The organism is Pseudomonas sp. YQ_6, from assembly GCF_043103245.1.
Taxonomy (GTDB): Bacteria; Pseudomonadota; Gammaproteobacteria; order Pseudomonadales; family Pseudomonadaceae; genus Aquipseudomonas; species Aquipseudomonas alloputida.
The window spans coordinates 396,576-420,975 of sequence record NZ_JBICJR010000026.1; the positions used below are offsets into that span (position 1 = coordinate 396,576).

The 24,400-nt window shown below is 64.2% G+C and carries 22 protein-coding genes; 14 read left to right on the forward strand and 8 right to left on the reverse strand.

Going from position 1 to position 24,400, the window contains the following annotated elements; genetic code table 11:
- Positions 1-18: 18 nt before the first annotated feature.
- From ACF8FG_RS08045 to ACF8FG_RS08070, 6 genes are read right to left on the reverse strand one after another with little or no spacing between them, the layout of a single operon-like run.
- On the reverse strand, positions 19-492 hold the full coding sequence (locus tag ACF8FG_RS08045) for a chemotaxis protein CheW (protein WP_003249336.1): 474 nt from the start codon (positions 490-492) through the stop codon (positions 19-21).
- Positions 485-5,425: an Hpt domain-containing protein gene (locus tag ACF8FG_RS08050; RefSeq protein ID WP_019436735.1), complete on the reverse strand. Its 4,941-nt coding sequence runs from the start codon at positions 5,423-5,425 to the stop codon at positions 485-487. Before ACF8FG_RS08050 ends, ACF8FG_RS08045 begins: the two co-directional genes overlap by 8 nt.
- Positions 5,426-5,437: 12 nt before the next feature.
- Positions 5,438-7,462 (reverse strand): methyl-accepting chemotaxis protein, encoded by a 2,025-nt coding sequence (locus ACF8FG_RS08055; RefSeq protein WP_223279128.1) that lies wholly within the window; start codon positions 7,460-7,462, stop codon positions 5,438-5,440.
- A 47-nt stretch (positions 7,463-7,509) separates the two neighbouring features.
- Positions 7,510-8,064 carry a chemotaxis protein CheW gene (locus tag ACF8FG_RS08060; RefSeq protein ID WP_010955559.1) on the reverse strand — a complete coding sequence of 185 codons (555 nt, stop codon included), beginning with the start codon at positions 8,062-8,064 and terminating at the stop codon, positions 7,510-7,512.
- Complete coding sequence (pilH, locus tag ACF8FG_RS08065) at positions 8,061-8,426, reverse strand: twitching motility response regulator PilH (protein WP_014592657.1); 366 nt, start codon at positions 8,424-8,426, stop codon at positions 8,061-8,063. Before pilH ends, ACF8FG_RS08060 begins: the two co-directional genes overlap by 4 nt.
- A 47-nt stretch (positions 8,427-8,473) precedes the next feature.
- Positions 8,474-8,875 (reverse strand): PleD family two-component system response regulator, encoded by a 402-nt coding sequence (locus ACF8FG_RS08070; RefSeq protein ID WP_010955560.1) that lies wholly within the window; start codon positions 8,873-8,875, stop codon positions 8,474-8,476.
- A gap of 238 nt (positions 8,876-9,113) precedes the next feature.
- Between ACF8FG_RS08070 and gshB the strand changes: the two genes are divergently transcribed.
- From gshB to ACF8FG_RS08140, 14 genes are all read left to right on the forward strand, one after another.
- Positions 9,114-10,067: a glutathione synthase gene (gshB, locus tag ACF8FG_RS08075; RefSeq protein ID WP_014592659.1), complete on the forward strand. Its 954-nt coding sequence runs from the start codon at positions 9,114-9,116 to the stop codon at positions 10,065-10,067.
- Between the two features lie 91 nt (positions 10,068-10,158).
- Positions 10,159-11,064 carry an energy transducer TonB gene (locus ACF8FG_RS08080; RefSeq protein ID WP_119713225.1) on the forward strand — a complete coding sequence of 302 codons (906 nt, stop codon included), beginning with the start codon at positions 10,159-10,161 and terminating at the stop codon, positions 11,062-11,064.
- Positions 11,065-11,235: 171 nt separating this feature from the next.
- Entirely contained in the window at positions 11,236-11,805 is a 570-nt protein-coding gene (locus ACF8FG_RS08085; protein ID WP_003249318.1) for a YqgE/AlgH family protein, read from the forward strand.
- Positions 11,805-12,230 carry a Holliday junction resolvase RuvX gene (gene ruvX, locus ACF8FG_RS08090; RefSeq protein WP_003249316.1) on the forward strand — a complete coding sequence of 142 codons (426 nt, stop codon included), beginning with the start codon at positions 11,805-11,807 and terminating at the stop codon, positions 12,228-12,230. The genes ACF8FG_RS08085 and ruvX overlap by 1 nt, the downstream gene beginning before the upstream one ends.
- Positions 12,231-12,279: 49 nt before the next feature.
- Positions 12,280-12,798 (forward strand): bifunctional pyr operon transcriptional regulator/uracil phosphoribosyltransferase PyrR, encoded by a 519-nt coding sequence (gene pyrR / locus ACF8FG_RS08095; RefSeq protein ID WP_014592661.1) that lies wholly within the window; start codon positions 12,280-12,282, stop codon positions 12,796-12,798.
- Positions 12,799-12,810: 12 nt separating this feature from the next.
- Entirely contained in the window at positions 12,811-13,815 is a 1,005-nt protein-coding gene (locus tag ACF8FG_RS08100) for an aspartate carbamoyltransferase catalytic subunit (protein ID WP_003249311.1), read from the forward strand.
- Entirely contained in the window at positions 13,812-15,083 is a 1,272-nt protein-coding gene (locus tag ACF8FG_RS08105) for a dihydroorotase (protein WP_134697814.1), read from the forward strand. The genes ACF8FG_RS08100 and ACF8FG_RS08105 overlap by 4 nt, the downstream gene beginning before the upstream one ends.
- A 211-nt stretch (positions 15,084-15,294) precedes the next feature.
- Complete coding sequence (hslV, locus tag ACF8FG_RS08110; protein WP_003249309.1) at positions 15,295-15,825, forward strand: ATP-dependent protease subunit HslV; 531 nt, start codon at positions 15,295-15,297, stop codon at positions 15,823-15,825.
- Between the two features lie 76 nt (positions 15,826-15,901).
- On the forward strand, positions 15,902-17,245 hold the full coding sequence (hslU, locus tag ACF8FG_RS08115; protein ID WP_003249308.1) for an ATP-dependent protease ATPase subunit HslU: 1,344 nt from the start codon (positions 15,902-15,904) through the stop codon (positions 17,243-17,245).
- Positions 17,246-17,410: 165 nt separating this feature from the next.
- Positions 17,411-17,788, forward strand: a complete 378-nt coding sequence (locus ACF8FG_RS08120; protein WP_003249306.1) for a gamma-butyrobetaine hydroxylase-like domain-containing protein — start codon at positions 17,411-17,413, stop codon at positions 17,786-17,788.
- A gap of 268 nt (positions 17,789-18,056) precedes the next feature.
- Positions 18,057-19,736: a class II poly(R)-hydroxyalkanoic acid synthase gene (phaC, locus tag ACF8FG_RS08125; protein WP_318077960.1), complete on the forward strand. Its 1,680-nt coding sequence runs from the start codon at positions 18,057-18,059 to the stop codon at positions 19,734-19,736.
- 62 nt (positions 19,737-19,798) lie between these two features.
- Positions 19,799-20,650: a poly(3-hydroxyalkanoate) depolymerase gene (gene phaZ, locus ACF8FG_RS08130; RefSeq protein ID WP_014592663.1), complete on the forward strand. Its 852-nt coding sequence runs from the start codon at positions 19,799-19,801 to the stop codon at positions 20,648-20,650.
- 49 nt (positions 20,651-20,699) lie between these two features.
- Complete coding sequence (gene phaC, locus ACF8FG_RS08135; protein ID WP_023390258.1) at positions 20,700-22,382, forward strand: class II poly(R)-hydroxyalkanoic acid synthase; 1,683 nt, start codon at positions 20,700-20,702, stop codon at positions 22,380-22,382.
- Positions 22,383-22,394: 12 nt separating this feature from the next.
- Positions 22,395-23,009, forward strand: a complete 615-nt coding sequence (locus ACF8FG_RS08140) for a TetR/AcrR family transcriptional regulator (protein ID WP_019437385.1) — start codon at positions 22,395-22,397, stop codon at positions 23,007-23,009.
- Positions 23,010-23,130: 121 nt separating this feature from the next.
- On the opposite strand, the gene ACF8FG_RS08145 is transcribed toward ACF8FG_RS08140, so the two are convergent.
- Positions 23,131-23,907: a phasin family protein gene (locus ACF8FG_RS08145; protein WP_019438717.1), complete on the reverse strand. Its 777-nt coding sequence runs from the start codon at positions 23,905-23,907 to the stop codon at positions 23,131-23,133.
- A 10-nt stretch (positions 23,908-23,917) separates the two neighbouring features.
- Complete coding sequence (locus tag ACF8FG_RS08150; RefSeq protein WP_014592667.1) at positions 23,918-24,337, reverse strand: phasin family protein; 420 nt, start codon at positions 24,335-24,337, stop codon at positions 23,918-23,920.
- Positions 24,338-24,400: the final 63 nt, after the last annotated feature.

Genomic DNA, 24,400 nt, shown 5'->3' on the forward strand with positions numbered 1-24,400 from the left:
GACCCTGCGCTTCACATCCTAACCAAGGTCAGGTTGCAGATCCGCGTCACGCACCAGCCTTTCCAATGCGACCAGGTCCGGCACCCGCGCCACCTGCTCACCCACCTGCACCGCTGCCAGCTCCAACCTGCCCAGCGCCACATCCACGTAGTTAAGCTGGCTGTCGAGCTTGCACGAGCGCGGAATGTCCTGCAGCAACAGCGCCAGGTACCGCAAACCGGTATCGCCCAACGCATTGAGCACCACCACGCGAGCCCGCTCGCCGCAGGGCGTCTCACCACCGCATGCGGCCTCGAAACCGATCAACGGCAGGCGTTGCTGACGCCAGTCGATCCACCCCAGGTGCCAGGCGGGGTCGCCGTGTTGGCACACCAGGTTACGCTGCCCGCTCAACTCGGCCACCGCCACGTTGGGCAACACCAGCGTGCGGTCGCCCAACGGCAGCAACAGCCCGGTCAGGCTGCTGCGCTGGCCGGAAATCAGTTCAAGCATGGGCCTGGCTCCAATGGGCGATGCTCTGCAACAGCAGCGATTCCTGGTACGGCTTGCCCAGGTATTCATTGACGCCGATGGCCATGGCGCGGTCCCGGTGCTTTTGGCCGGTGCGCGAGGTGATCATGATGATCGGCAAGTCTTTCAGCCGTGCGTCACGGCGAATGCGTGTGGCCACCTCGAAGCCGTCCATGCGCGGCATTTCGATGTCCAGCAACAACACGTCAGGCCGGTGCTCTTCCAGCAGGGCCATGGCATCGACACCATCCTTGGCCGTAAGCACGCTCATGCCGTGACGCTCCAGCAGGCGGCTGGTCACCTTGCGTACGGTTACCGAATCGTCCACCACCATCACCAGCAAGGCACGGCGCGGTGCCGGGCCAAGCAACTGGCGTTGGCTACCACCACCGGGCAGGCGGGCCAGCCGTCGCTGCTGGCCGCGCAGCTGGCCCAGCAGGTCAAGAATCAGCACCACCCGGCCATCGCCTAGCAGTGTCGCCCCCGATAACCCGGCAACCGCGGCAAACTGCGGTCCCAGGCTTTTCACCACGATCTCGCGGCTGGGCGACAGGCTGTCGACCTGGATGGCGAACGACTGCTCCTTGGAATGCACCAGCAGCACCGGCAACGGCACGCTCTGCCCCAGCAGCGCCGGGCGCGGCAGGCCTTGCAGCAACTCGCCCAGGTAGCGCAGCTCGTATTCGTGGCCGGCATAGACATAGCGGGGCGAGTCCAGCTGGTAGCACGCCGCAAGCTCGGCAGGTGGCACACGGACGATGCCCTCGATGGTATTGAGCGGAATGGCGTATTGCTCTTCGCCCAGGTGCACCATCAGCGCACGGTTGATCGACACGGTGAACGGCAGGCGGATCAGGAAACGCGCCCCCTTGCCCTGCGCCGACTCGATACTCATCGAGCCACCCAGTTGCTTGACCTCCTCGTGCACCACATCCATGCCCAGCCCACGCCCGGAAATCTGGGTGATCTTTTCGGCGGTGGAAAAGCCTGGCCGCAGGATGAACTGCAGGATCTCGTGGTCACTCAACTGCGCCTGCGGGTCCAGCAGGCCGCGCTTGATGGCCTTGCGCCGCACCGCCTCCAAGGGCACGCCGGCACCATCATCCGTCATTTCGATGACGATATCGGCGCCCTCATGCAGCAAATTCAGGTGAATGGTGCCCTGCTCCGGCTTGCCGGCGGCCAGGCGCATTGCGCGGCTTTCCAGGCCGTGGTCAACGGCGTTGCGCAGCATATGCTCCAGCGGCGCCACCATACGTTCCAGCACGCTGCGGTCCAGTTCGCCCTCGGCATTGCCAACCACCAATTCCACCTGCTTGCCCAGCTCGCTGGCTACCTGCCGCACCACGCGCTGCAAGCGCGGCACCAGGCGCTCGAACGGCACCATCAGAGTGGCCGTCAGGCCCTCCTGCAACTGGCTGTTCACCCGCGCCTGCTGTTGCAGCAGGCTGTAGGCCTCCTGAGCGCGCTGAGCGAGGGTCTCCTTCAGGTCGAGCAGGTCCGAGGCAGACTCGAAGAGGGCCCGTGACAGTTGCTGCAGCTGGGAGTGGCGGTCCATTTCCAGCGGGTCGAAGTCGTCATAGGCATCGCCTTCGAACTGCTGCCGGCTGGAGATTCGCCCCTGGGTCTCGACATCCAGACGCAGCAACTGATCACGCATGCGCTCGAGTGTGGTTTCCATCTCGTTAAGGGCGAACTGCGCGTCGTTGACCTGCTGCTCGATGCGCCCCCGGATGATCGAGTGCTCGCCGGCCAGGTTACCCAGGTCGTCGAGCAGCTCGGCGTCGACCTTGACCATGTCACCCGGTGCCCGCTCTGGCGCTACTGCCGGTACTTCGGCAGTTGCAGCTTCTGGCGGCCCCTGGCCCGCGGCACTGTCTGTCAGTGCGGCGCTGCTGAAGTTGCGAATGTAGTCAATCAGCGCTGTAGCGGCATGCAGCGGCTGCCCCAGGCGCACAGCGTCAAGCATATGCGCCAGCCGGTCGTGGCAGTTCTGCAGCAGTGCGAACAGCGGCGCGCTTGGCGGCAATCTACCTGCAGCCAACAGCTCGTAGAGGAACTCCAGTTCGTGGGCCAGGTCGCCGATCGGGGTAATTTCGACCATGCGCGCCACGCCTTTGAGGGTGTGCAGGTCACGCATCAGGTTGTCCACCTCGACGCTGCTGCGCGGGTCGGCCTGCCAGCGCGCCAGAGCCGCCGCGGCGCTCTCGACGATGTCCGAGCTTTCTTCCAGGAACACTTCCAGCAGCTCTTCGCCAGGGCTTTCCGCCTCCTCGGCAAGCGGCTCGGCCACCTGCGGCTGCAACGGCGGGTGTGGCAACCCCAAGGTATCGGCCAGGTCCATGTCCGGATGCAGCGGTGTGACCGTATCGATGCCCACCAGGCCGGTGGCATCCGGTGCCAGGGCCTGGTCCAGCAGGTTGCGCAGGCTTTCGACCAGCTCCGGGCGCGGTGGAATATCCTGCCCGGCCGCCACTTCGTCCAGCATGTCCAGCAACGCTTCATGGGCCCGCTGCGCCTGGCTGAAGAAGCGGGAATCGGCAGGCAGGCTGCCTTCCTCCACCGCGCCATACAGGTCCAGCAACGCCTCGCACACCTCATCCATCTGCCACAGGTCGGCCAGGTGCGCGGCGTGCCCCAAGGTGGTCATCTGGTCGAGCAGGTTATCCAGTGCGGCACGCTGGCCGGGCTGTTGCTGCCAGCGCGACAACAACGTCTCTGCATCGAGCAGGATGTCCATGGCCTGGGCCAGAAAGCTGGCGACCAACTGCGGATCACGCTTGCTGCGGCCGGCCTGGTGCGGGTCTTCATGCAGGCTGGCCAGGCGGCTGTCCACGGCCTGGCCCACCTGCTCGATCAGTTCCGCGGCACCGGGGATGGCGGCCAGGGGCGTGCTATCGAGTTGCGCCAAGCCCAGATGGAACAACGAGCGCGCAGCTTCCAGCCACTCCATCTCGGCCATTTGCAGTGGCAGCTGATGGCCCTTGTATTCACGGGCCAGGCGGTCGAAGGCGGTGGCCAGTTCGGCGACCGGCATCACACCGGCCATGGCGGCACTGCCTTTGAGTGTATGCAAGGCACGCTGCAAGTCATCGCTGACCGGCGTGTCGTGGCCGCCGGCGCTTTGCAGATAAACCTCAAGACTGGCCAGATGACCCTGCGCCTCGGTGCGAAAAATGCCCAGCAACTGCGGATCGAGGCCATCGACACCGGCAGCCGCCGGGGCATCGTTTTCGGCCAGGCTGTGTAGATGCCCGGCCAATTGCTCGATTTCAGTCAGTTGCGGCAACTGGCCGGCGGCAAAGTCGGCCAGCAGGTCAGGCAGGTGAACGAACACCTGCTGCAGCGCTACAACCCCTTCCGGGCTGAGCACGCTGCGGCCCTCGAGCACCCGGTTCAGCAGGTGCTCGGCGCCCCAGGCCAGTTCAGCCACCGCCTCGGCATGCACCATGCGGCCGCTGCCTTTGAGTGTATGCAGCGCACGACGCACTTCGCCCAGTGCCTCGCGCTGCTGGTTGTCGGCACGCCAGCGCAGCCAGTGGCGCTCGATTTCCGGCAGCAGTTCGCCCGCCTCGTCAAGGAACACTTGGCGAAGCTCGTCATCGATGCCATCGCCATTGCCGTACTGGTCTGGGCTGGCCCCGACCACCGCGCACTGCACACCCAGCGCCGCCAGGCTGGCCCGTGCCATCTCGATAAAGGGTTGACCATCGGCCAGCGGGTCTGCCGCTCGCCATTGCAGGTAGCATTCGGCAGCGCTCAGTGCCTCGGCCAAGTGCGTCAGCTCATCAATCGGCGGCTCTTCCTCCAGGTGCTGCAGCCAACGCTGCACATAGCTTGCGCAGCCGACAAACAGCTCGGCCACAGCGGGCAGCATCAACATGGCCAGTGCCCCGCGGATCTGCTGCAGCAGCCCCGGCAAGGGTTGCAGGCGTTGCCGCGGCCAGTCGGACTCCAGGTAATCGCCGATCAGATCCTTGGCCTGTTGCAACACGTTCAGCGATTCATTCAGCACCAGCTGGCGTATCTCGGCCAGGTCCGAGCCCGGCAGGCTACCTTGGCCGTTTTCCTCCAAAGGGCCGACCATGCCGTTCAGGGAGGCCTCCACGTACAGCAGGGCCCCTGCCACATCCATCAACACCGCGTCGTCCACCGCCCGCTCGCCCTGAGCCAATGCCTGCAACGCCAGCACCTGGTCGATGATCACCCGCCGCGGTTGCTGAAAGCCCAGTACCGCCAGGGTGTCAGCCACGTGGCGCAACGGTGCCAGCAGCGCATCGAGCTGCTCGCGGTGCTGACGGTCGCCGCGGCCGTACTGGTCCAGGCGCTCCTTGATGCGCATCAAGTCGTCGCACAGTGCAGTCACCACTGAACGCAGCGCATCGCGCCCCGACCCGGCCTGCAGCTGGTCACGCCAGTTGCCCAGCGACAGGTCGAGGTTGGCAAGGTCATCGTCACCCGCAAAGCGTTGGGCGGCGCCGGTCATCAGGCTGGCCTGGGCCAGCGGTTCCTCCCCCCGGCAGGCGCGCAGCTGGTTGAGCAACGGCAGCATCACCAGTGGCAGGTCATGGCGAGCACCGCGCAACCGCTCCAGGTACGAGGGCAACTGCTCCAGGCCGCGGAACAATGCACCCAGGCAATCACCCCGGGGGCTGACCTGGCCGTCGGCCAACGCCCTGGCAAACAGCTCCAACTCCTCGGCCAGGCGCGTGGCGCCGCGCAGTTCGAGCATGCGCAGGCAGCCGTGCACCTGGTGCAGGTTGTCGACCACGAAAGCCATCATCGACAGGTCGCCCGTCTCGCCGGCAAAGCGCTCCAGCGCCTGCCGTGCCTGGCCCAGGCAATCGAGGATGGCGGCCTTGGTCCAGGCCAGCGCCACTGTTTCGTGACGTTCGGGGCTTACTGCAGAAGCCATGGTCACTATTCCTTAACGCGGCTCGGTAGGGGGTGGCAGGGTGAAACCGGACACCGAACGGCGCATCTCGCTGGCCATGCGGGCCAAATGGCGGATGCTGTCGGCGGTGGCACCGGAGCCGGCGGAGGTTTGTGCGGTAATCTGCTGGATCACCGCCATGGTGTGGGAGATCTGCCCGGCCGACGAGGTCTGCAACTGGGCAGCGTCGGAAATGCTGTGGATAAGGTCGGCGAGGTTCTGCGATACCCCTTCGATCTCGGCCAGCGCCACCCCGGCATCCTGGGCCAGGCGTGCGCCACGCACCACCTCGGCGGTGGTCTGCTCCATGGAGATCACCGCTTCGTTGGTATCGGCCTGAATGGTACGCACCAGCGCCTCGATCTGGCGGGTGGCAGACGATGAGCGCTCGGCCAGGCGCTGCACCTCGTCGGCAACCACGGCAAACCCGCGGCCGGCCTCACCGGCCAGCGAGGCCTGGATGGCGGCGTTCAAGGCAAGAATGTTGGTCTGGTCGGCAATGTCGTCGATCAGGCTGACGATGTCGCCGATTTCCTGTGAGGACTCGCCCAGACGCTTGATCCGCTTGGCGGTGTCCTGGATCTGCTCGCGAATGTTGTCCATGCCGTTGATGGTGTTGTGCACCACCTCGTTGCCCTTGTTGGCGATGGCCACCGAACGCTCGGCCACCTTGGCCGATTCGTAGGCATGCGCCGATACCCGGTCGATCGACTCGACCATGTCGCCCACCGCCTCGGACGCCTCGCTGATCTGTGCAGCCTGGTGCTCGGAGGCCTTGGCCAGTTGCCGCGCAGTGTTCTGCGTGTCCTGCACGGCGGCAGCAACCTGCACTGCACTGTGGTTGATGGTGGCGACCAGGTCGCGCAATTGGTCCACGGAATAGTTGATCGAGTCGGCAATGGCACCGGTGAAGTCTTCAGTCACCGATACGGTCACCGTCAGGTCGCCATCTGCCAGCTCTTCGATTTCGTCGAGCAGGCGCATGATGGCCTGCTGGTTGCGTTCGTTCTTTTCTGCGGTCTCGCGCAGTTGTCGGTTGGTGGTGCGCACCATGACCAGGCCGATGAGGATGATCGAGGCCAGCGCCAGCAGCCCCAGGACATAGCCGCCAACGGTGTCGAGGGTGCGCCCGCCAGCCAGGTTCTCGAAACCGTTCGCCAGGTGCGACGCTTCGTCGAGCAGGGTTTGCGAAAGGCTGAAGATGTTGCCCGCAGCCTCCCGCACACGGAACAGTTCGGGCGAGGTTTCGAGGATTTCATCCACCGAACCGGCAACGAACTGGAACAACTCTGCGATTTCGGCCAGCCGCGCACGCGCGTCGGCGTCCTCGACGCGGGTGACCTGGATTGTCGCATTGCCATTGAGCATGCCCTCCAGCACCTGGCCAAAGCGCCCGGCGTCACGGCCGAAGGCATCGGCCGCCTGGGCGGCGCTGTCGTCACCGGCCAGCACGGTGTTAACCGAGCCAAGGATGCGTTCGGCCAGCAACAGCTGGCGCTGGGCCACCGCAACCTGATTGGCCGGGGCACCGCTCTGCAGCAGGATCTCGACCACTTTTTCGTATTCCACCTGCAACTGCGGCACGGTCTCGGCCAGGGTCGCTGCCACCTGGTGCAGCGACAGCACGGTCTGCTCGCTGGCCAGGATGATGTCGGTGTTCTTGCGCAGGTTTTCCCAGTCGCGGCGTACCGATTCCATCTCGTCACGCACCGAAGGTGGCGCGGGCGGCAGGCCAGTGGACTTGTCACCCTGGCGCAGGTAGCCCCAGCGCCGTTCGAAATCATTGCGTGCATCCGACAGCAGCTTGAAGGCCAGGGCCTTGCCGGTGGCCGCCTCGGTGGCGTTCTTGGCGATACGCTGCGACAGCACGCGCAGCTCGCCGGCATGGCCGATGTACTGCTTGTCGTAGTTGGATTGGGTATTCAGGTAAGCAAAGTTGGCGAACAGCAAGATGATCGAAAGGATCAGGATCAGGAACAGCACGGTGATCTGCGCGATGCTGCGGGTACGTGGGCTCACGGTAGTGGCAGTGACGGGGGTGGCAGGCTTGTTCACGTTCGCAGGTCCTATAACGCCACATCGAGAAAGCCCGGCGCCTGGGCCAGGGCGAAGGGGCTGAAGATCGCCCAGTTACGTTCACGCGGAAAATACCCCTGCACAAAGCGTGCAGCGGCAGGGATCAGCGGCTGCGGCGGCGACAGCTGCAGGCTATCGAGGGCAAAGTGCTGAAGGCCCAGCACCTCGTCGACCAGCAAACCGACGAACAGGTCGTCGTGATCCAGCACCAGCACTCGCCGCTGCTTGCCCGGTGCGGCGTGACCCAGGCCGAAGAAGCAGCTCAGGTCCATCACCGGCAACAGCCGGCCACGCAGGTTGGCCACCCCGCACACCCACGGCTGCACGCCGGGGACGCGGCTACTGCGCGGTTCGCGCAGCACCTCGGCCACTTCGCCCATGGGCGCGACGAACCACTGCCCGGCAATGCGAAAACCAATGCCGCTCCACTGCTGCACGCGGTTGTCCTGCGGCGGCTGGTCGGCGACCAGCAGGCGACAGCGCCGGTCGATGTCCAGCAACAACTCAAAGGCGGTCAGCGACGCACCTTGCGGGCGGGTGGTCAAGCCCCCAGCACTTCTTTGAGCTTGGCGATCAGCGCCTCCTCTTCCACCGGTTTGGTCAGGAAGTCACGGGCACCCTGGCGCGTGGCCCAGATACGGTCGGTTTCCTGGTCCTTGGTGGTTACCACGATCACTGGAATAGCGCTGGTCTCCGGGTCCTTGCTGAGCTGGCGGGTGGCCTGGAAGCCGTTCATGCCAGGCATGACGATGTCCATCAGCACCGCGTCGGGCTTGTCCTGCCGGGCCAGGGCCACGCCGTCGGCACCGTTGCTGGCCTTGAGCACCTGGTAGCCGTGCTTTTCCAGCCATTCGGTCAATCTGTACATCTCTGTCGGCGAGTCGTCGACAATCAGAACTCGGGCCATGCTGTTTCCCCATCAGGAAAGTAGGACCGCGCCATGGCGGGGCTCGGTCAGGGTGCGTGTTGTTGAGGTGCGGCAAACCCGGGCACATGGGCGCGGATCGCGTCGAGCAGTTCTTCCTTGCTGAACGGCTTGGTCAGGAATTGATCGGAACCGACCACCCGGCCACGGGCCTTGTCAAACAGGCCATCGCGGGACGACAGCAGGATAACCGGGGTGTCCTTGAAGGCACTGTTGTGCTTGATTACCGCGCAGGTCTGGTAGCCGTCCAGGCGTGGCATCAACACATCGACGAAAATGATACTGGGCTGATGGTCGACGATCTTGGCCAGGGCATCGAAGCCATCGCTGGCGGTGATCACCTCGCAGCCCGCTTCACCGAGCAACATCTGCGCGGTGCGGCGGATCGTGCGGGAATCGTCGATCACCATCACCTTCAGGGGTTGTTCCATAGACGCCTACCAGTAGGATTGAAGCCGCAAGTTGCAAGCGGCAAGCTGCAAGAAAGCAGCTCGGCGCATGGATGCTCTTTTCTTGAGGCTTGTAGCTCAAGGCTTGCAGCTGCATTTTTAGCATACTCCGGGTGGCCATTCCATCTGCCGCGCCCCTTGACCGTCGGCGTTCGCGGCGCCACCCTGAGCCACTTTTCTTTCGATCCACTGCGGCCACCTGCCGCCAAGAGGACCCCCCATGAGCGTTCGCCTCGGCATTGTGATGGACCCCATCGCGTCCATCTCCTACAAGAAGGACAGCTCGCTGGCCATGCTGCTGGCCGCCCAGGCACGCGGCTGGAGCCTGTTCTACATGGAACAGCAAGACCTGTATCAGGGCGAAGGCAAGGCCCGCGCCCGCATGCGCCCGCTGAAGGTGTTTGCCGACCCTGCACGCTGGTTCGAACTGGGCGAGGAGCAGGACAGCCCGCTGGCAGAGCTGGACGCAATCCTGATGCGCAAGGACCCGCCCTTCGACATGGAGTTCGTCTACAGCACTTACCTGCTGGAACAGGCCGAGAACGATGGCGTACTGGTGGTAAACCGCCCGCAAAGCCTGCGCGACTGCAACGAGAAGATGTTCGCCACGTTGTTCCCGCAATGCACCACCCCGACCTTGGTCAGCCGCCGCCCGGACATCATTCGCGAATTCACCGCCAAGCATGCCGACGTGATCCTCAAGCCACTGGATGGCATGGGCGGTACATCGATCTTCCGTCACCGGGCTGGCGACCCCAACCTGTCGGTGATCCTGGAAACCCTGACCGCACTGGGCACCCAGCAGATCATGGCGCAGGCCTACCTGCCGGCAATCAAGGACGGCGACAAGCGCATCCTGATGATCGATGGCGAGCCAGTGGACTATTGCCTGGCACGCATTCCGGCCAGCGGCGAAACCCGTGGCAACCTGGCCGCGGGCGGGCGTGGCGAAGCCCGCCCACTGACCGAGCGCGACCGCTGGATCGCCGCCCAGGTCGGCCCGACGCTGCGCGAGAAGGGCCTGCTGTTCGTTGGCCTGGACGTGATCGGCGACTACCTCACCGAAATCAACGTCACAAGCCCCACCTGTATCCGCGAAATCGATGCCGCCTACAACACCGATATCGGTGGCAAGCTGATGGATGCCATTGATCGCAAGCTAAAGGCACGCTGACAGCCAACGCGAAGTAAAGCCGTAGAGTGGGGTATGATGCCGGTCCTATTCGACTGAGCTGCTGCCCCGCCCTGCGGTTGCTGGATACCTGATGACGCACCCCGCTGACGTCCCTGCCGACCTGCTGCCTCCCCGTGTTCGCCCTGCGGACCGGCTTGGCTTCACCCTGTTCCTGGCTGCGCTGGTGCACCTGGCGCTGATCCTTGGCGTCGGCTTCACCGTCGTCAAGCCTGCCGAAATCCGCCACACCATGGACATCACCCTGGCCACCTTCAAGAGCGAGAAACCGCCCGAGAAGGCTGACTTCCAGGCCCAGGACAACCAGCAAGGCAGCGGCACCCTGGACAAGAAAGCGGTGCCCAAGACCACCGAGCTGGCGCCGTTCCAGGACAGCAAGATCAACAAGATCACCCCACCGCCTGCGGCCAGGCCCGAGGTAGTCCCACCCCCTCCCCCGAAAAAGTCGGCAGTGGTGACGACGGCGTCCAAGCCGCACAAGGTCGAGCCCAAACCCAAGGAAAGCAAAGCGCAGCCCAAGCCAGCCGCACCGGCACCGGACTTCGACAGCTCGCAGCTGTCCAGCCAGATCGCCAGCCTGGAGGCGGAGCTGTCCAACGAGCAGCAAATGTACGCCAAGCGCCCGCGCATCCATCGCCTGAACGCCGCGTCGACCATGCGCGACAAGGGCGCCTGGTACAAGGAAGAGTGGCGCAAGAAGGTCGAGCGCGTGGGTAACCTCAACTACCCCGACGAAGCACGCCGACAGCAAATCTACGGCAACTTGCGCATGATGGTGTCGATCAACCGCGATGGCTCGCTGTACGAGGTGCTGGTACTGGAATCATCCGGGCAGCCCGTGCTGGACCAGGCGGCGCAACGCATCGTGCGGCTGGCCGCGCCGTTTGCACCGTTTACCGGGGATCTGGCCGAGTTTGACCGGCTGGAGATCATTCGTACCTGGCGGTTTGCCCGTGGGGACCGTTTGTCCAGTAACTGATTTTCTGCCTGTGCCGGCCTCTTTTTGTGGGCACGCCCGCTCCCACAGGTTGCTCGCCGGCCATGAAGCCTGTGGCGTACTGTCGGGAGCGGGCATCCCCGCGAAGGGCCCGGCACCAGCGACACAAAGCCCACCTTGTCAGTCTCGCCACCTGGCGCCACACTATCCCCCATGAAAACCCTCGCACCCAGCTACCTCAAGCACCAGTTCCTGATCGCCATGCCGCACATGGCCGATCCGAACTTCGCCCAGACCCTCACGTATATCGTCGAGCACAATGAGCATGGCGCCATGGGCCTGGTGGTCAACCGACCACAGGAACTGAGCCTGGCCGACATCCTCGAGCAACTGCGCCCGGACGAAACGCCGCCGGCCAGCACCTTGCAGGTGCCGATCTACCAGGGTGGCCCGGTACAAACCGACCGCGGCTTCGTGCTGCACAGCAGCGAGTGCAGTTTCCAGGCCAGCGTGGCACTGGAAGGGCTGTCGCTGACCACGTCACAGGACATACTGCTGGCTATCGCCGCCGGGGTGGGCCCGAAGCAGAGCCTGATCACCTTGGGCTATGCCGGTTGGGAAGCGGGCCAACTGGAAGCGGAGTTGGCCGACAACGCGTGGCTGAACTGCCCGTTCGACCCGGAAATCGTCTTCGGCATGGCCAGCGACCTGCGCCTTGAGGCTGCGGCCGCCAGCCTGGGGATCAACCTGCACCTGCTGACCAGCCAGGCGGGCCACGCCTGATGGCTGAGCTACGCCTGCTGCTGGGCTTCGACTATGGCAGCAAACAGATCGGCGTGGCCGTCGGCCAGGTGATTACCGGCCAGGCCCGCGAACTGTGCACCCTGAAGGCGCAGAACGGCGTACCGGACTGGGCCCAGGTGGAAAAGCTGATTGCCGAATGGAAGCCAGATGCCATTGTCGTCGGCCTGCCGCTGAACATGGACGGCACGCCCAGCGAAATGAGCGCCCGCGCCGAAAAGTTCGCCCGCCGCCTGAACGGCCGCTTCAACCTGCCCGTGCACACGCACGACGAGCGCCTGACCACCTTCGAGGCCAAAGGCGAGCGCATGGCCCGTGGCGGCCAGCGTGGCAGCTACCGCGACAACCCGGTCGATGCCATTGCCGCTGCCTTGCTGCTGCAAGGCTGGCTGGAGGCCAATACCTGATCATCTTTGCCGCCGGGCCCACCCGGCGCACCCTTCCGAGGAGCCCGCAATGAGCCTACCCAATCCCGCCGAGCTGATCCGGCAGATGGCTGTCGACCTTCGTGCCCACCTGGCGCGCCGGGCAATCACCGAGCCCCGTTACATCGGTATCCGCACCGGCGGCGTCTGGGTTGCCCAGGCCCTGCAGGATGCCATGGCCGACACCAGCCCCATGGGTACCCTGGACGTCTCGTTCTACCGCGATGACTTCAGCCAGAACGGCCTGCACCCACAAGTGCGCCCGTCCGAGCTGCCGTTCGAGGTCGAAGGCCAGCATCTGGTGCTGGTGGATGACGTGCTGATGAGCGGTCGTACCATCCGCGCGGCGCTCAACGAACTGTTCGATTACGGCCGCCCGGCCAGCGTCACCCTGGTCTGCCTGCTGGACCTGGATGCCGGCGAACTGCCGATTCGCCCGAACGTGCTCGGCGCCACCCTGTCGCTGGGCGCCCATGAACGGGTAAAATTGACCGGACCCGCACCGCTCGCCCTCGAGCGCCAGGACCTCGCCTCCGCTTCCGCCCTTTAAGAGTCCCCCGCGATGACGCCAATCGACGCCAAGCGCCCGCTGCAGCTCAATGATCAGGGCCAGCTGCGCCACTTCCTCTCGCTTGACGGTTTGCCCCGCGAACTGCTCACCGAGATCCTCGACACCGCCGACTCCTTCCTGGAAGTCGGTGCCCGGGCTGTGAAAAAAGTCCCGTTGCTGCGCGGCAAGACTGTGTGCAACGTGTTCTTCGAGAACTCAACCCGTACCCGTACCACCTTCGAGCTGGCAGCCCAGCGCCTGTCGGCCGACGTGATCAGCCTGAACGTGTCGACTTCCTCGACCAGCAAGGGCGAGACCCTGTTCGACACCCTGCGCAACCTCGAAGCCATGGCCGCCGACATGTTCGTCGTACGCCACTCCGACTCCGGCGCCGCGCACTTCATCGCCGAGCACGTGTGCCCGGAAGTGGCCGTGATCAACGGCGGTGACGGCCGCCACGCGCACCCGACCCAGGGCATGCTCGACATGCTCACCATCCGCCGTCACAAAGGCAGCTTCGAAAACCTGTCCGTGGCCATCGTCGGCGACATCCTGCACTCGCGTGTGGCCCGTTCCGACATGCTCGCGCTCAAAGCGCTGGGTTGCCCGGACATCCGCGTGATCGGGCCGAAAACCCTGATCCCGATCGGTATCGAGCAGTACGGCGTAAAGGTCTACACCGACCTCGCCGAAGGCCTGAAAGACGTCGACGTGGTGATCATGCTGCGCCTGCAGCGTGAGCGCATGGCCGGTGGCCTGCTGCCCAGTGAAGGCGAGTTCTACCGCCTGTTCGGCCTGACGACTGCACGCCTGGCCGGGGCCAAGCCTGACGCCATCGTCATGCACCCGGGCCCGATCAACCGTGGCGTGGAAATCGAGTCGGCGGTTGCCGATGGCAAGCACTCGGTGATCCTCAACCAGGTCACCTACGGTATCGCCGTGCGCATGGCCGTGCTGTCCATGGCCATGAGCGGGCAGAACGCGCAACGTCAATTGGACCAGGAGAACGCCCAGTGACCATCAGTATTCTCGGCGCACGGGTGATCGACCCCAACAGCGGCCTGGACCAGGTCACCGACCTGCACCTGGACGGCGGCCGCATTGTCGCCATCGGCGCCGCACCGGCCGGTTTCAGCGCCAGCCGCACGATCCAGGCTAATGGCCTGGTCGCTGCGCCCGGCCTGGTCGACCTGGGCGTGTCCCTGCGCGAGCCGGGTTACAGCCGTAAAGGCAACATCGCCAGTGAAACCCGCGCTGCCGTTGCCGGCGGTGTCACCAGCCTGTGCTGCCCGCCACAGACCAAGCCTGTGCTGGACACCTCGGCGGTAGCCGAACTTATCCTTGACCGCGCCCGCGAAGCCGCCAACAGCAAGGTCTACCCGGTCGGCGCCCTGACCAAGGGCCTGGAGGGCGAGCAACTGGCCGAACTGGTGGCCCTGCGTGACACCGGTTGCGTAGCGTTTGGCAACGGCCTGAAGGAAATCCCCAACAACCGTACCCTGGCCCGCGCCCTGGAGTATGCCGCCACCTTCGATCTGACGGTGGTGTTCCACTCCCAGGACCGCGATCTGGCCCAGGGCGGCCTGGCCCACGAAGGTGCCATGGCCAGCTTCCTCGGGCTGCCGGGCATCCCGGAAAGCGCCGAAACCGTGGCCCTGGCGCGCAACCTGCTGCTGGTGGAACAGAGCGGCGTGCGTGCGCACTTCAGCCAGATCACCAGCGCCCGTGGCGCGCGGCTGATCGCCCAGGCCCAGGCCTTGGGCCTGCCGGTAACCGCCGATGTAGCGCTGTACCAGCTGATCCTCACGGACGAGTCGCTGCGCGAGTTCTCCAGCCTGTACCACGTGCAGCCGCCGCTGCGCACCGCTGCCGACCGTGACGGGTTGCGCGAGGCGGTGAAGTCGGGGGTGATCCAGGCCATCTCCAGCCACCACCAGCCGCACGAGCGCGACGCCAAGCTGGCCCCGTTCGGCGCCACCGAGCCGGGTATCAGCAGCGTCGAGTTGCTGCTGCCACTGGCCATGACCCTGGTGCAGGACGGCCTGCTCGACCTGCCGACCTTGCTGGCTCGTCTGAGCAGCGGCCCGGCTGCCGCGCTGCGCCTGCCGGCCGGTGAGCTGAAAGTGGGTGGCGCGGCCGACCTGGTGCTGTTCGACCCGCAAGCGTCCACCGTTGCTGGCGAACAATGGTTCTCCCGTGGCGAGAACTGCCCGTTCATCGGCCACTGCCTGCCGGGCGCGGTGCGTTATACCTTGGTCGATGGGCACATCTGCCACGAGGCCTGAGTAACATGCTTCGCGGGCACGCCCGCTCCCACAGGATCACCACAATTCCAAGGTATGTGGTAACCCTGTGGGAGCGGGCGTGCCCGCGAATGCCTTCACATAGCCACCCCGCCAAGCGCGACCATTCATCCCCCCCGGTTGAAATCCTTCCCCCCACCCCCATATGAGTCTGCATCAGGCACTTTCGCCCCGCTGCGTGGAGACTCTCCCCTTGACCACAATCGTTTCTGTCCGCCGTAACGGCAAAGTCGTCATGGGCGGCGACGGCCAGGTATCCCTTGGCAACACCGTGATGAAAGGCAACGCCAAGAAGGTGCGCCGCCTGTACCACGGCCAGGTCATCGCGGGCTTCGCCGGCGCTACTGCCGACGCCTTCACCCTGTTCGAGCGCTTTGAAGGTCAGCTGGAAAAACACCAGGGTCACCTGGTACGCGCCGCCGTCGAGCTGGCCAAGGAATGGCGTACCGACCGCTCCCTGAGCCGCCTGGAAGCCATGCTGGCCGTGGCCAACAAGGATGCATCCCTGATCATCACCGGCAACGGTGATGTGGTCGAACCCGAAGATGGCCTGATCGCCATGGGGTCCGGCGGCGCCTATGCCCAGGCCGCAGCCCGTGCCCTGCTGAACAAGACCGACCTCTCGGCCCGCGAAATCGCCGAGACCGCCCTGAACATCGCCGGCGACATCTGCGTCTTCACTAACCACAACCTGACCATCGAGGAGCAGGACCTGGCCGACTGATTCAGCTGTTCTGGCGCCCCTTCCCGGTGAAGGGGCTTTTCCACGCTGACTCACCTGCCCAAGGACCGTATTGATCATGTCCATGACCCCCCGCGAGATCGTCCACGAACTCAACCGCCACATCATCGGCCAGGACGACGCCAAGCGCGCCGTGGCCATTGCCCTGCGCAACCGCTGGCGGCGTATGCAGCTCCCTGCAGAGCTGCGTGCCGAAGTCACCCCCAAGAACATCCTGATGATCGGCCCTACCGGCGTCGGCAAGACCGAAATCGCCCGCCGGCTGGCCAAACTGGCCAACGCGCCGTTCCTCAAGGTCGAAGCCACCAAGTTCACCGAAGTGGGCTACGTGGGCCGCGACGTCGAGTCGATCATCCGTGACCTGGCCGATGCCGCGCTGAAGATGCTGCGCGAGCAGGAAATCATCCGCGTGCGCCACCGCGCCGAAGACGCCGCCGAAGACCGCATCCTCGACGCCCTGCTGCCCCAGGCACGCGTCACCAGCTTCAGCGAAGAAGCCGCACAGACCAGCAGCGACTCCAACACCCGCCAGCTGTTCCGCAAGCGCCTGCGCGAAGGCCAGCTGGACGACAAGGAAATCGAGATTGAAGTGGCCGATGCCGTCGGTGTCGAAATTGCTGCGCCGCCCGGCATGGAAGAAATGACCAACCAGCTGCAGAGCCTGTTTGCCAACATGGGCAAGGGCAAGCGCAAAGCGCGCAAGCTGAAGGTGAAAGAAGCGCTGAAGATGGTTCGCGATGAAGAAGCGAGCCGCCTGGTCAACGAGGAAGAGCTCAAGGCCAAGGCCCTGGAAGCAGTCGAACAGCACGGTATCGTGTTCATCGACGAAATCGACAAGGTTGCCAAGCGTGGCAACGTTGGCGGTGCCGACGTGTCCCGTGAAGGCGTACAGCGCGACCTGCTGCCGCTGATCGAAGGCTGCACCGTCAACACCAAGCTGGGCATGGTCAAGACCGACCACATTCTGTTCATTGCCTCGGGTGCGTTCCACCTGAGCAAGCCGAGCGACCTGGTGCCCGAGCTGCAAGGCCGTCTGCCGATTCGTGTCGAGCTGAAAGCACTGACCCCGGAAGACTTCGAGCGTATCCTGCAGGAGCCGCACGCGTCGCTGACCGAGCAGTACCAGGCATTGCTGAAGACCGAAGGCCTGAACATCGAATTCCTCGCCGACGGCATCAAGCGCCTGGCCGAGATTGCCTACCAGGTCAACGAGAAGACCGAAAACATCGGTGCTCGCCGCCTGCACACCCTGCTCGAGCGCTTGCTCGAAGAGGTGTCGTTCAGTGCGGGCGACCTGGCCAGCACCCATGACGAAGCGCCGATCCAGATCGACGCGGCGTATGTGAACAGCCACCTGGGTGAGCTGGCACAGAACGAAGACCTGTCGCGTTACATCCTGTAAGACCGGTTCTGACAGTTTCGCGGGCAAGCCCGCTCCTGCACATGTCACCCCATCCCTTGGGCCTGTGGTGATCCGTGCAGGGGCGGGCTTGCCCGCGAAGAGGCCTTGAATCCCTCCCCCATAAGCTGGAAGCTGTGCTTCATCAGCTCCCGAGAGATTCTGCCCATGGCCCGCCTGCCTACCGCCATCAACCTGCACAAAGCCTCCAAAACCCTCAGCCTCACCTACGCGCCCGGCGAGGTCTACCACCTGCCCGCCGAATTCCTGCGCGTGCACTCTCCCTCCGCCGAGGTCCAGGGCCACGGCAACCCCATCCTGCAGTTCGGCAAGATCAACGTTGGCCTCAGTGGCCTGGAACCTGCCGGCCAATATGCACTGAAACTGACCTTCGACGACGGCCATGACAGCGGCTTGTTCACCTGGGAATACCTTGAGCAACTGTGCCTGCGCCAGGAACAACTGTGGGCGGAATACCTCGACGAGTTGCACAAGGCCGGCAAATCCCGCGACCCAGCCGAATCTGTGGTCAAGCTCATGCTCTAGCGCAAGGCCTGCGGGGTTTAGAGCGCATTTTCTAAATTCATCTGTTTGAATGACTTGCAGACAGCCCAGTGAAGGGCTGTCTTGCGCATTACACGAAAGTCGGGTAACCAATGGGTGTGGCAAGTTCCCTGCATGACTTTGCAGGTCGTCAGAACCCACGCAGCACCGCTGTTCCTTATCACTGGTCACCCGAGTAGCAGTACCGGGCTCAGGGCTGTGCACCCACCACAGCAACCGGTACTCGTCTCAGGACAACGGAGCGTCGTAGATGAGTAACAAGAACAACGATGAGCTGCAGCGGCAGGCCTCGGAAAACACCCTGGGGCTGAACCCGGTCATCGGCATCCGCCGCAAGGACCTTTTGAGCTCGGCACGCACCGTGCTGCGCCAGGCCGTGCGCCAACCGCTGCACAGCGCCAAGCATGTGGCTCACTTTGGCCTGGAGCTGAAGAACGTGTTGCTGGGCAAATCCAGCCTGGCCCCGGACAGCGACGACCGTCGCTTCAATGACCCGGCCTGGAGCAACAACCCGCTGTACCGCCGCTACCTGCAAACCTACCTGGCCTGGCGCAAGGAGCTGCAGGACTGGGTGAGCAGCAGCGACCTGTCCCCCCAGGACATCAGCCGCGGCCAGTTCGTCATCAACCTGATGACCGAGGCCATGGCGCCGACCAATACCCTGTCCAACCCGGCTGCGGTCAAACGCTTCTTCGAAACCGGCGGCAAGAGCCTGCTCGATGGCCTGTCCAACCTGGCCAAGGACATGGTCAACAACGGCGGCATGCCCAGCCAGGTGAACATGGATGCCTTCGAAGTGGGCAAGAACCTGGGCACCAGCGAAGGCGCGGTGGTGTACCGCAACGATGTGCTGGAACTGATCCAGTACAGCCCCATCACCGAACAGGTGCATGCCCGTCCGCTGCTGGTGGTACCGCCGCAGATCAACAAGTTCTACGTGTTCGACCTCAGCCCGGAAAAGAGCCTGGCGCGCTTCTGCCTGCGCTCGCAGCAGCAGACCTTCATCATCAGCTGGCGCAACCCGACCAAGGCCCAGCGCGAATGGGGCCTGTCCACCTACATCGATGCGCTGAAAGAAGCCGTCGACGCGGTGCTGTCGATTACCGGCAGCAAGGACCTGAACATGCTCGGCGCCTGCTCCGGTGGCATCACCTGTACCGCACTGGTGGGCCACTATGCCGCCATTGGCGAGAACAAGGTCAACGCCCTGACCCTGCTGGTCAGCGTGCTGGACACCACCATGGACAACCAGGTTGCTTTGTTTGTCGACGAGCAGACCTTGGAGGCCGCCAAGCGCCACTCCTATCAGGCGGGCGTGCTGGAAGGCAGCGAAATGGCCAAGGTGTTCGCCTGGATGCGCCCCAACGACCTGATCTGGAACTACTGGGTAAACAACTACCTGCTCGGCAATGAGCCCCCCGTGTTCGACATCCTGTTCTGGAACAACGACACCACGCGCCTGCCGGCCGCCTTCCACGGCGACCTGATCGAAATGTTCAAGAGCAACCCGCTGACCCGCCCCGACGCCCTGGAAGTGTGCGGCACCGCGATCGACCTGAAACAGGTCAAATGCGACATCTACAGCCTCGCCGGCACCAATGACCACATCACCCCATGGCCGTCATGCTACCGCTCGGCACATCTGTTCGGCGGCAAGATCGAATTCGTACTGTCCAACAGCGGGCATATCCAGAGCATCCTCAACCCGCCGGGCAACCCGAAGGCACGTTTCATGACCGGAGCCGACCGCCCGGGTGACCCGGCGGCCTGGCAGGAAAACGCCACCAAGCATGCAGACTCCTGGTGGTTGCACTGGCAAAGTTGGCTGGGCGAGCGCGCCGGCGCGCTGAAAAAGGCACCGACCCGCCTGGGCAACCGTGCCTACACCGCCGGCGAAGCCTCCCCAGGCACCTACGTTCACGAGCGTTGAGTTACAGCGCCGTGGCGGCCTGTGGGGCGCCACGGTGTTTACTTCACCCAAGAGTCACGTGCATGCCGCAACCCTATATTTTCAGGACCGTCCAGCTGGACAACCAGTCAATCCGCACCGCCGTTCGCCCGGGCAAGCCGCACCTGACGCCGTTGCTGATCTTCAATGGCATCGGCGCCAACCTTGAGCTGGTGTTCCCGTTCATCGAAGCACTGGACCAGGACCTGGAAGTCATCGCCTTCGATGTGCCCGGGGTCGGCGGCTCGTCCACACCACGCCACCCGTATCGCTTCCCCGGGCTGGCCAAACTGACCGCGCGGATGCTCGACTACCTCGACTACGGTCAGGTCAACGTCATCGGCGTTTCCTGGGGCGGCGCCCTGGCCCAGCAGTTTGCTCACGATTACCCCGAGCGCTGCAAGAAGCTGGTGCTGGCCGCCACTGCTGCTGGCGCGGTAATGGTGCCAGGCAAGCCCAAGGTGCTGTGGATGATGGCCAGCCCCCGGCGTTACGTGCAGCCGTCGCATGTCATCCGCATTGCACCGATGATCTATGGCGGCGGCTTCCGACGTGACCCCGACCTGGCCATGCACCATGCCGCCAAGGTGCGCTCCGGCGGCAAGCTGGGCTACTACTGGCAGCTGTTCGCCGGGCTGGGCTGGACCAGCATCCACTGGCTGCACAAGATCCAGCAGCCCACCCTGGTACTGGCCGGCGACGACGACCCGCTGATCCCGTTGATCAACATGCGCCTGCTGGCCTGGCGTATTCCCAATGCCCAGCTACACATTATCGACGACGGCCATCTGTTCCTGATCACCCGTGCCGAAGCCGTCGCCCCGATCATCATGAAGTTCCTGCAGGAAGAACGTCAGCGAGCGGTCATGCACCCCCGCCCGGCCTCGGGGGGGTGAAACAGCTGCGGCCTGACAGGGGAAATGGATCAGACGAGGGAGTGTTGCCATGACAGACAAACCGGCCAAAGGATCGACAACGCTCCCCGGCACCCGCATGAACGTGCAGAACGCCATCCTCGGCCTGCGCGGCCGCGACCTGCTTTCCACGCTGCGCAACGTCGGCCGCCACGGCCTGCGCCACCCGCTGCATACCGCGCATCATCTGCTGGCGCTTGGCGGGCAGCTGGGGCGGGTGATGCTGGGGGACACGCCCTACCAGCCGAACCCGCGTGACGCACGCTTCAGTGACCCGACCTGGAGCCAGAACCCGTTCTACCGCCGCGGCCTGCAGGCCTATCTGGCCTGGCAGAAGCAGACACGCCAGTGGATCGATGAAAGCCATTTGAACGACGATGATCGAGCCCGCGCCCACTTTCTGTTCAACCTGATCAACGATGCGCTGGCCCCCAGCAACTCACTGCTCAATCCGCTGGCGGTCAAGGAGCTGTTCAACACCGGCGGCCAGAGCCTGGTGCGCGGCGTGGCCCACCTGCTCGACGACCTGCGTCACAACGATGGGCTGCCGCGTCAGGTGGACGAGCGCGCCTTCGAAGTGGGCGTTAACCTGGCCGCAACCCCTGGCGCAGTGGTATTTCGCAACGAGCTGCTGGAGCTGATCCAGTACTCGCCGATGAGCGAAAAGCAACACGCACGCCCACTGCTGGTCGTGCCGCCTCAGATCAACAAGTTCTACATCTTCGACCTCAGCGCCACCAACAGCTTCGTCCAGTACATGCTCAAAAGCGGCTTGCAGGTGTTCATGGTCAGCTGGCGCAACCCCGACCCACGCCACCGTGAATGGGGCCTTTCCAGCTACGTGCAAGCCCTGGAGGAAGCGCTCAATGCCTGCCGCAGTATCAGCGGCAACCGCGACCCCAACCTGATGGGCGCCTGTGCCGGCGGCCTGACCATGGCCGCACTGCAAGGCCACCTGCAAGCCAAGAAGCAATTGCGCCGGGTGCGCAGTGCCACGTACCTGGTCAGCTTGCTGGACAGCAAGTTCGAAAGCCCGGCCAGCCTGTTCGCCGATGAGCAGACCATCGAAGCGGCCAAGCGCCGCTCTTATCAGCGCGGCGTGCTGGATGGTGGCGAAGTGGCGCGGATCTTCGCCTGGATGCGGCCCAACGACCTGATCTGGAACTACTGGGTCAATAACTACCTGCTCGGCAAGACACCGCCGGCGTTCGACATCCTGTACTGGAATGCCGACAGCACGCGCCTGCCCGCCGCGCTGCATGGCGACCTGCTGGAGTTTTTCAAGCTCAACCCCTTGACCTACGCGTCCGGGCTGGAGGTGTGCGGTACGCCGATCGACCTGCAGCAGGTCAATATCGACAGCTTTACCGTGGCCGGCAGCAACGACCACATCACGCCATGGGACGCGGTGTACCGCTCGGCCTTGCTGCTGGGTGGCGAGCGGCGCTTCGTGCTGGCCAACAGCGGGCATATCCAGAGCATCATCAACCCGCCAGGCAACCCCAAGGCCTACTACCTGGCCAACCCCAAGCTGAGCAGCGACCCACGCGCCTGGTTCCACGACGCCAAGCGCAGCGAAGGCAGCTGGTGGCCATTGTGGCTGGAGTGGATCACCGCCCGCTCCGGCCTGCTCAAGACGCCGCGCACTGAACTGGGCAACGCCACTTATCCACCGCTAGGCCCCGCGCCAGGCACCTACGTGCTGACCCGATGAGCTGCTGACTGGATGAAAACCCGCGACCGTATCCTTGAATGCGCCCTGCAGTTGTTCAACCAGCAGGGCGAACCCAACGTATCCACCCTGGAAATTGCCAACGAACTCGGCATCAGCCCAGGCAACCTGTACTACCACTTCCATGGCAAGGAGCCCTTGGTACTGGGCTTGTTCGAGCGTTTTGAAGAAGCGTTGATGCCGTTGCTGGACCCGCCGCTGGAGGTGCGGCTGGACGCAGAGGATTACTGGCTGTTTCTGCACTTGATCGTCGAGCGCATGGCTCAGTACCGCTTCCTGTTCCAGGACCTGTCCAACCTGACCGGGCGCCTGCCCAAGCTCGCCCGAGGCATGCGCAGCCTGATCAATGCAATCAAACGCACGCTGGCGGCGCTGTTGGCCAGCCTCAAGAGCCAAGGGCTGGTGGAGAGTGATACCCAGGCGCTGGGGCAACTGGTTGAGCAGATCACACTGACGCTGATGTTCTCGCTGGATTACCAGCGTGTGCTGGGGCGCGAGGGGGATGTGGGGATCGTGGTGTACCAGGTGATGATGCTGGTGGCCCCGCATCTGCAGGCTCAGGCCCGGGCGGCGGCGGAGCAGCTGGCAGTGAAGTACCTGGAGAGCTAGGCCGAGCAGATCCGTGGTGGGGCCTTCGCGGGCATGCCCGCTCCCACAGGGTCTGCGCTGATTTTCGGATCTGCGCTGTACCTGTGGGAGCGGGCGAGCCCGCGAAGAGGGCAACGCGGTATCAGATCAGGGTACCGGTGCCGGTAGGTGCCGATGGCGTGCTGCCGGCCGGGGTGGCGGCAGGTGCCGGTGCTGTGGTCGCAGCAGGCGCAGCGCTGGCCGCTGGGGCGGCTGGCTTGGCGGCTGCCGGTTTGGCCGGAGCCTTCTTCACCGCAGGTTTCTTGGCCGCTGCCGGCTTCGCCGCAGGCTTGGCTGCTGCAGGCTTGGCTGCTGCAGGCTTGGCTGCAGGTTTTGCCGCTGCGGTTTTGGCTGCGGGTTTCGCCGCTGCCGTTTTTGCCGCAGGCTTGGCTGCCGCTGCCTTGGCCAGTGGCTTGGCCGCAGCCTTGCTTGCAGCCGGCTTGGTTGCTGCAGCGCGCGACGAAATCGGCGTAACCGAAGCACCGGTCAGCTTCTCGATCTGCTTGGTCAGGCTGTCCACCTGCTGGTGCAGTGCCTTGATCTCGTTGCGGCTCGGCACGCCAAGGCGCGAGATGGCGCTGTTAAGGCGCTTGTCGAAGGCTTCTTCAAGTTCGCTCCACTTGCCCAGCGCACGGTCCTTCACGCCTGACACCCGCGAAGTGGTCGAAGACTTGGCAGTCTCGGCAACATCTTCAGCCGTCTTTTTCGCCTGCTTCTCGGCCTTCTCGCCATCCTTCACCAGCGAGTCGAACAGCTTCGGGCCGTCCTGGTCGATCTTCGAATAGATACCCAGCCCCGCCAGCCAGATCTTGCGGGAGTATTTCTCGATCCCGCCGACCCAGGAGCTGCCTTCTTTTTCGGTGTTCTTCTTGCCAGCCATCCTGCTCTCCTTATGGTTTGTGCGCGACGCGCTCAAGCAGCTCATGCAACTGTTCAAGCTTGATCGACAACGCCTCAACGTCATGTTTAGACGGAATACCCAGGCGATTCAAGGCGCGACCGACCCGTGCGTCGAAAGCTTTTTCGATCTTGTCGAGTTGAATTTCTACCTTGCCGCGTACGCGGCTCACTTCTTCACCGACTTCGTCAAGCTGGTGGTTGGCGGCATCGAGCTCTTTGTCGATGCGTTTCTTGCCGCGCGTCTCGACACCTTCACCCGCCCTGACCAGCTCTTTGAAGTAGTCAGAGCCTTCCTGACCAACGCGGGCGTAGGCGCCGATACCGGCCAGCCAGATCTTGCGCGCATAGCCGCGCACCTCGCCAAGCGTGCCCAGGGCTTCGTCTTTTTTCTTCACAATCACTTTGGCCATGCTGTGTACCTCATGCTCATGAGTGGTGGAAAACCGCCCATTGAGGCTGGGCTTGAGCATAAG